Genomic DNA, 5,290 nt, shown 5'->3' on the forward strand with positions numbered 1-5,290 from the left:
GAGTTGCCGGAACCATTGTTGGAGCCGTTGTCACGGATCTCCACCGTCGGGTTGGCGTTGCCGGTGACGATGATGCCGCTCGGCTGCACCTCAACCTTGACGATGCCCTCCAGCGGGCTCTTGCCGTCCTTACCGCCACCGAGCAGACCGCCGAGAAGGTTGCCGAGGAGGCCGCCGGCGCCGCTGCCGTTACCGCCGCTGCCGCCTTCGGAGCCTTCGCCCTTGCCGCCACCGATCAGGTTGCCAATCAGGCTGCCCAGGCCGGTGCCGCCGGTCGCGCCGCCGATGATGCTTCCCAGCAGCGGGCCGAGAATGTCTGCTGCGGTACCTGCTACTTCAGCCGGGGTTTTGGACGGGTTCTTCGCAGCAATCTTCAGCGTTGCCTTGAACGTGTCCTTCGTGCCGTCGTCGTGGACCTGCTCGACGGAGACAGGCAGTTCAATGTCGCCTTCCGTGAAGGTGGTCGGCGGGGTGATGCGGACGCCGTCGGCGTCGGTGGTGACGCTCCAGCCGGTCGGCAGGCTCACGCCACCCTTGCTCAGGGTCACGCCCTTCGGCAGCTTGAGCGCATCCAGCGTCTTGGCGGAGGTGGACTTCTCAAAGTCGACCGGGTAGGTCTTCTCCAGCTCCTTTTCCCAATCGCCGACGGGGCGCTCGTCGATAACGTTCAGACGCAGCGTGGTCGTGAACGCCTCGCCCTCGGCGGGGGTCACCTTCACAGCGATGTCCTTGTTGCCGGTACCAAAAGCAGTCGCGGACTGCGGGCGAATCACGGTGAGGGTGCCGTTGTCGTTACGGAAGTTCCAGTTGAAGATCGTGTTCGTCGTCGGTGCGACGGTGTCACCCGGCTGCAGTTTCAGGCCTTCGACCACTGCTTCCTTCTTGTTCCAGAAGTTGGCGGTGTTGAAGCGACCGTTGAAGGCGTTTGCGGTTGTCTTCGGGGCATTGCTTGTCGACGACTCCTCCGCCGGCGGGGTTGCCGTCGTCGGAGCCGGCTCAGAGGTGGGCTCTTCTGCAGGAGCGGTCGTGGTCGGAGCGGGCTCCTCCGAGGTTGGGGCCTCAGACGTTGGGGCCTCAGGTGTCGGCTCCTCCGAGGTAGGAGCCTCAGGCGTTGGCTCCTCTGGGGTCGGGCAGGCGTCGGCAGGCTCGGTGAACGTGTTTCCATCGGCCTTCTTATCCACGACGTTGACCTTCAGCGTGGTGTCGAAGGAAGAGCCGTCGGCCTTGGTCACCTTGACCGCAATGTTCTGGTTGCCCTTCCCGAAGGAGATCGCAGCCTCTGGACGGATGAGAATCAGGTTGCAGCCGCTGGTGCGGAAGCGCCATTTATTGCGGGCGAGAAGGAGTGCCGTTGCTTCGACCTTGTCGCCGGGCTCAAGCACAAGCCCTTCCACGGCTGCTTCGTCGACGTCCCAGAAGTTAGTGGTGGTGTAGGTGGTGTCGAACGCGCTGGCGTCGACAGCTGCCGCCACCGGGGTGATGCTGACGGGGGATACGAATGGCGCCACCAGCGCCAGGGAGAGCGCGCCCGCCGCGATGGATACGCGTCGGGAACGTACAGTTTTTGCCATGGGGGCTCCTTGGGTCTGGGCGATAACGCCGATTCCTGGGTGTTTCCGCGAGATGTATCGCAAAACGTTCGTAAAGTTTTACACATGCGTAATAAATGCGGAATAGCTATCTGGGAATAGCCCCCGCTCGGGTGAATATGAAGCCAGGTACGCTCGCGGTGTGAGAGCTATGCAAACGGCTGATTTGGCCAATATTGAACGGAGACTGCGGCGCCGCCGCCTATCCCCGCGCGATTTGGCTGCTATGCAGCACAAACTCGCGGGGATGGACTTGCGTGACATCGTCCGTTTGGTGGAGCGGCAGCCGTCGAGACGCGGTGCGGAGCTGGTGCGACTGCTGCCAGCGCCTCGAGCCGCTATGCTTTTCGACGCCCTCGCGCCCGCCCACCAGGCCGAAATCGTCGAAGCCTTAGGTGATCATCAGATCCCCGGCCTGTTCGATGCCCTCGGCACCGAGGACTTGGTCATGCTGCTCGATCACATGGATCCGGAGGTGGCGGAGCGGGTTCTCAACGAGTTGGATGAGGACGACCGCGCCTACACAGACCTGATTCTCGCCTACGAGAAGGGGTCGGTCGGCCGTGTGATGTCGCCGAATGTGGAGGCGGTTGGTGCGACGGAGACGGCGCAGGAGGTCGTCGATAAGCTGCGCGCGCATGTTGATGACCTGGAGACGATCTACACCGTGCCAGTTATCGACGACATGCACCACGTCACCGGCGTACTCAGCCTGAAGGACCTGTTCAAGGCGCGTGCGGACGACGAAGTGGGCACCATCATGCGCGAAACCCCCACCGTCGTGGAGAGCGAAGACGCCGAGTATGCGGCGCGTCGCCTGCTCGCGTCTGGTCACCTCGCGTACCCGGTGGTGGATAACGGCCAGCACCTTGTGGGCATTTTTACTTACGACGAGGCCCAGGACATCGTCGAGTTCGCCGACAGCGAGGACTCCGCACGTCAGGGCGGTTCCGAGTCGCTGAAGCAGCCGTATCTGTCCACGCCGGTGCTCAACCTGGTGCGCTCCCGCATCGTGTGGCTGCTCGTGTTGGCGGTTTCCGCGATTCTGACCGTGCAGGTGCTCGGCATCTTTGAGGACACGCTCGCCCAAGTGACCGTGCTGTCCCTATTTATTCCGCTGCTGACCGGCACCGGCGGCAACACCGGTAACCAGGCCGCGACAACGGTGACGCGTGCGCTAGCGCTTCACGACGTGACCAAGGGCGACATCTTTAAAGTCATGTGGCGCGAACTGCGCGTCGGCGCGACCCTTGGTTCGGTGCTTGGCATCCTCGGTTTGGGTATCGCGTGGGCCGTTTTCGGGCAAGAAATAGGCATTGTGATCGGTTCCACACTTTTTTGTGTGTGCGCCATGTCCGCGACCGTCGGCGGCATCATGCCGATCATCGCTCGCGCAGTCGGCGCCGACCCGGCGGTGTTCTCCAACCCGTTCATCTCTACCTTCTGCGACGCGACCGGTTTGGTCATTTACTTCCTCATCGCCAAGAGTGTCCTTGGCCTGTAATGGTGTCCTGAACTGCCGTTTTGGTGGTGCGCCCTGCCGGGTGTAATGTTCTTCTTCGTTGCCAACAGGCACTGCGCCCGTAGCTCAACGGATAGAGCATCTGACTACGGATCAGAAGGTTGGGGGTTCGAATCCCTCCGGGCGCACCAATTTTGGGAAGGCCCCACACGGATCGTGTGGGGCCTTTCTCGTGTCCAAGTTTCTTAGATGAACTTTCGATGAACATTAAGGAACTCTTTGAAGCTGAATAAGCCCTGATTAAACGGGTATTTCAGGTGTAAGCGCGCTTGAAAGCAACTGTCCAAATTGGTAATTTATTTGGCAGTCTCGTGCTGAAGTTCGTGTTCTATGTACTTCTTGCCCGAATTTCTCCCGTTATAGATAAATCAACCATTGGAGCAATCTTGAATAACGCTTCTAACCCGTTCGATTTCAACGCGAACGCCGGCGCGCACCGTTCCGCACGTCGCGGCTTCTCCGGCAAACGCACCGCGATCGCGGGTATGACCGCAGTATCGCTGGCGCTGTCTGGTTTGGCTGTGCCGAGTGTTGTTGGTGGTTCCTTTGCCTTTGAGGCGGCCGCAGAAGAGCAGCTGTCAATTAGCCAGGTTCGTCCAACTACCCAGGGGAAGGACTGGGTTCTTTACGCTGGGGACAACGAGCCGAAAGGTTTGGAAAACGTCAAAGAGATCACATTTGATGTCTATTTGACGGTTTCAAATGTCGATGCCCCGAATCGGTCTCAAAAACGTAAGATCAAAGCGCTTGATGAGAAATTTGCGAACCAGGTGCTGACTGTTGAGCAGGGTGACCGATCAGTGATGGTCAAATCTGCCAAGGTTGAGAAGATCTCAGAAGATGCTAAGGGGAAGTACAGTCGGCGAATCACCCTGGAGCTTGAGAATCCGATTGATTATCGCGTCCGTGATGGCAAGTCATTCCTGATTCGCGCGAAAGGTGCGAGCAATGCGGGATTCCCGGGCCGTGGTGCGTCCTTCTCTGAACTCATAATGAAGGCGAAATCCACCAAGGGTTCTTTGTCTGGAACTGCGAAGCGTGGCTCAATTCAAAAGGTTGAACTCGTTGATGCCAATGGAAGATCTACGTCTGTATCGGTGGATGCTGACGGTAAAATCTCGGCATCTGGCATTCCAGAGGGGGATTACACCCTTGTAGTTACACCAGCAGACGGATACGCAAAGCCTGATGGCCGGCAGGTGAAGATTGAGGCTGAGAAAGAGAGCAAACTCGGAGATATCACTCCGCAGCGCGAGAAGGGTTCCATTGAGGGGTCTGTAACGAATGCCCCAAAGGGCTCGAATCTGAAGATCCGTGTTACCGGAGACGAAGATGCCACCCGCGATGTTGAAAAGATTGTTGACGTAAATAACGGCGAGTACTCGGTTACGGATTTGCCAACTGGTAAATACCGGGTCGAGGTTGTGACCGAAACTGTTCCTGGTGACCTTGCCGTGCCTGACCCGCAGAGCGCTAACGTTACGAATAATGGCATCGAAACTAAGAACTTCTCGCTGACTAAGCGAATTGGCTCCTTGACAGTAGAGCTCGATACTCCTGTACCGGTTAAAGTTAACGCTCTCCATAACGACACCGATACCTACAGTTTCGGAACAAAAGATCGTGAATTTACCTGGGAAAAGGCCCCAATTGGTTCTTACGTACTAGAGGTGAAGACACCTAAGGGTTACTCGGTCACAGGCGAGGTCGCGACATACGTCCCGGAAAACAGCGATGGCAAGGTCACGTTGACCGTTACCCGTGATAAGGGTTCGGTGTCTGGTTCGGTTGATCCGGATGTTGTGTCCAAGGTTGAGTTGGTTGACCCGGAGACGCAGGAGCGTCGTGAGGTGCCGATGGATGGCAACGGCAACCTGGACCTGAAGGAAATCCCGACGGGTGACTACACGGTTGTGGTCACTCCGAAGGATAAGGATAAGTACACCGCGCCTAAGGATCAGACAGTGGAGGTGAAGAAGGACCAGGACACCAAGCTGGAGAATGTTGCGCCTTCGCGCGATAAGGGTTCGGTGTCTGGTTCTGTGGATCCGGAAGCTGTTGAAAAGATTGAGTTGGTTGACCCGAAGACGAATGAGCGTCGTGAGGTGTCGATTGATTCCAACGGCAATGTGAAGCTGGATGAGATTCCGACGGGTGACTACACGGTTGTGGTCACTCC

General features: G+C 58.2%; 2 protein-coding genes, 1 tRNA gene and 1 pseudogene. 3 read left to right on the top strand and 1 reads right to left on the bottom strand.

Going from position 1 to position 5,290, the window contains the following annotated elements; all coding sequences use genetic code 11:
• Window positions 1-1,571: pseudogene (locus HMPREF2785_RS11905) on the bottom strand (hypothetical protein); the annotation flags it as partial.
• A 169-nt stretch (window positions 1,572-1,740) separates the two neighbouring features.
• On the opposite strand from HMPREF2785_RS11905, the gene mgtE reads away from it, so the two are divergent.
• The 3 genes from mgtE to HMPREF2785_RS11910 all read left to right on the top strand — a co-directional run.
• Window positions 1,741-3,093: a magnesium transporter gene (gene mgtE, locus HMPREF2785_RS00980; protein WP_070613903.1), complete on the top strand. Its 1,353-nt coding sequence runs from the start codon at window positions 1,741-1,743 to the stop codon at window positions 3,091-3,093.
• A gap of 73 nt (window positions 3,094-3,166) precedes the next feature.
• Window positions 3,167-3,242: transfer RNA gene (locus HMPREF2785_RS00985), tRNA-Arg, on the top strand.
• Window positions 3,243-3,380: 138 nt separating this feature from the next.
• The coding region (locus HMPREF2785_RS11910; protein ID WP_168164665.1) for an MSCRAMM family protein at window positions 3,381-5,290 on the top strand (1,910 nt) is incomplete at its 3' end.

This window comes from Corynebacterium sp. HMSC067D03 (assembly GCF_001811185.1).
GTDB classification, from domain to species: domain Bacteria; phylum Actinomycetota; class Actinomycetes; order Mycobacteriales; family Mycobacteriaceae; genus Corynebacterium; species Corynebacterium coyleae.